General features: G+C 46.7%; 1 pseudogene. It reads right to left on the bottom strand.

The features are described 5' to 3' along the window. Window positions 1-460 (bottom strand): annotated as a pseudogene (locus VB654_RS11730) (hypothetical protein); the annotation flags it as partial. Between the last annotated feature and the right edge of the window lie 358 nt (window positions 461-818).

Below are 818 nucleotides of genomic sequence, written 5' to 3'. Positions count from 1 at the left end.
TAATTTCAAATTCTGGGTTGATGGTTACATCAGACTCCCATAACAATTCCCCTAAATTACGTATCAGCTCCTGTCCTGGTGAATCTAGTGGGATATCTAGCATTTCAGGCGTTGTGCTTTCACTTGCTTCATCCTCTTGGTCGGGTTGAGCCAATTCTCCTGTCAACAACCGGATACCAATGTCGTAAGAAAGTTCACCAACCTTGCCAATTCCCAGTTCGCCTAATTGCATCATCTGTCTTGCTAACTGATGATTAGGCGCTGGTGATAAAAGCAATTTTTCGCCAAATATCAGCAGCCAATCGATCCACTGTTCAACAGTGATGCGATCCTCCATCCGTTGTAAATATTGGATCGCCCATTGTTGTCCCCGTCCTTGCTCTACACCTGCTAACAATTGGGTAAATAGAACTTCCAGATCCCCATTAGTTAACTCAGGAGGTTGTTGTGCCTCCTCCAATCCCCTTGCAGCCTTGAAAGCAAGACTCTGCTTGTCACCAACGGGGTGGTTTGAAAACTTGTTAAGCCACTGCAATAGCTGCGTGAGCATCTGCCATACTCTTGGATTTGATCTCTCCTAGATTATTGTAGCGATCGTTGTGTTAAAAAAATCAATAATTACGTAAAACCCACTGAAATTAACCAGGTTCCTAGCTATTTGGTTAGAAAAACTATACAAAACTTTGTTATTCAAGGCTGAGAAAGTGGGGATGGGCATAGAAAATCTTCTTTTCCCCTGCCCCCTGCACCTGCCCCCTGCCCCCTGCACCCTGCCCCCTGCACCTGCCCCCTGCCCCCTGCACCTGCCCCCTGCCCCC

The sequence above is a fragment of the Nodularia sp. UHCC 0506 genome, assembly GCF_034931045.1.
In the GTDB taxonomy this organism is placed as follows: domain Bacteria; phylum Cyanobacteriota; class Cyanobacteriia; order Cyanobacteriales; family Nostocaceae; genus Nodularia.
Note: the sequence above shows the minus strand (reverse complement) of the source record. Positions and strands in the feature narration are given on the sequence as shown.